Source organism: Streptomyces sp. ME19-01-6, from assembly GCF_033793745.1.
Taxonomy (GTDB): Bacteria; Actinomycetota; Actinomycetes; order Streptomycetales; family Streptomycetaceae; genus Streptomyces.
This window is the reverse complement of the sequence record NZ_JARAXF010000098.1, coordinates 1-1,646: the sequence shown is the minus strand read 5'-3', so window position 1 is coordinate 1,646 and position 1,646 is coordinate 1. Positions and strand designations below refer to the sequence as shown.

Annotated in this window: 2 protein-coding genes; one reads left to right on the top strand and one right to left on the bottom strand. The window is 70.4% G+C overall.

Annotation, left to right across the window (positions count from 1 at the left end; genetic code table 11):
• Nucleotides 1–122 precede the first annotated feature (122 nt).
• Nucleotides 123–497 (bottom strand): helix-turn-helix domain-containing protein, encoded by a 375-nt coding sequence (locus tag PV419_RS52765; RefSeq protein WP_319701227.1) that lies wholly within the window; start codon nucleotides 495–497, stop codon nucleotides 123–125.
• Between the two features lie 90 nt (nucleotides 498–587).
• Here PV419_RS52765 and PV419_RS52760 point away from each other — a divergent pair, with 90 nt between their 5' ends.
• Nucleotides 588–1,400: an MBL fold metallo-hydrolase gene (locus PV419_RS52760; RefSeq protein ID WP_319701226.1), complete on the top strand. Its 813-nt coding sequence runs from the start codon at nucleotides 588–590 to the stop codon at nucleotides 1,398–1,400.
• Nucleotides 1,401–1,646 lie beyond the last annotated feature (246 nt).

Here is a 1,646-nt window from a genome sequence, read left to right as displayed (position 1 = left end):
TTGTGCGCCTACCGTGAGTGACGGCGAGTCGAGTCCTGAGCTCTGCACGCAGTTCATGCTGGTCAGGGCGCTGACTCAGACGGCGGAAGCACGGTGACGTGTGCCCTCCGAGCCTGCCCTTGTCAGGGCTTCGGGTCGGTGGTGTGGGTGTGTCGGTGGTGGGCGTAGTCGCTGGTGTGTTGTTCGGCCCAGTTCTGGAGGTGTTGCAGTGCGGCGGTGGCGCCCCGGGCGAGGTCGGTCAGGGCGTACTGCACCGTCGGTGGGCGGCTGGTGTGCACGGTGCGGGTGATCAGTCCGCCGGCTTCGAGGTCGCGCAGGGTCTGCGCGAGCATCTTGTCGCTGACGCCGCCGGCCCGCCGGCGCAGCTCGGACCAGCGTTGCGGGCCGTCCATGAGATCCACCAGGACCAGGGCGGCCCACCGGGCGGTGACCAGGTCGAACAGCTGCCTGCCGGGGCAGGCGGGATTACGGACGTTGCCTCGCGTGCTTTCCTGCACGTGCTCACCTCACCTGAAGGTATGTACTTCCCAGAGGAAAGTAACTCGGTCAGAGTGAGGGAGCCAACCCCTGATCGTCAAGGAGTACTTGTGGTAACCGACGTTGCCGTGACCCGCGCCGCGAACACTGTGACGGTGCTGGGCGGCCCCACCGCGCTGATCCGCCTGGCCGGCTGGACGCTGCTGACCGACCCGACCTTCGACGCCGCCGGCACCGAGTACCAGGACGGCCCGGTCATGGTGCGCAAGACCGCCGGCCCGGCGCTGAAGCCCGGGGAACTGCCCGCTCTCGACGCCGTCGTGGTCAGCCACACCGGGCATCTGGACAACCTCGACACCGCCGGGCGTACGGTGGCCTCCGGTGCCTCGAACGTGTTCACCACCGTCGCCGGCGCCACCGATCTCGGGGGCGCAGCCGTCGGCCTGGAGCCCTGGCAGACCCGGACCCTGTCGACGCCGGGCCGCACGCCGCTGAACATCACCGCGGTCCCCGCCCGCCACGGTCCCGTCGGCACCGAGGACCTCACCGGTCCGGTCACCGGCTTCCTCCTGCACACCGACGACGGCTCGGCACCGAGCGTGTACGTCTCCGGTGACACCGTCGACCTGGACGCGATGAGCGCCCTGGCCGGCCGGTACCGCGTCGACGTGGCGCTGCTGCACCTGGGCGCGGCCGGCTTCGAGGCATTCGGTGACGTACGACTGTCGCTGACCGCGGTCCAGGCCGTCGAGGCCCGCCGCCTGCTCGGCGACCCCCTCGTGGTGGCCGTGCACGCCGAGGGCTGGGCGCACTACACCGAAGACCGCGGCCACGTCCAGCAGACCTTCGACGCCGCCGGCGTCCCGCTGCACTGGCCCACCCCGGGCGAGCCCGTCACCCTGCCCAACCCGCACACCCGCTGACACCTCACCCGGTGCCGCCGCCGGCGCACCGGCCCGCTCCTTCTCGGCCGCCGGAGACGCGGGGCGGCTGCGGTCACCGCACTGTACGAGGGCCTCGCCACCGTACCGGACAAGATCATCAGCGCGCACAACAGCGCCCAACAGCTTCTGGGGCTGTCGCCGCGCACCACCGGTCAATGGCGCACATAGATCGGCCGTAGCCGACCCGCCCGTCCGCAACGAAGAAACGAAAAGAAAAGGAAAGAA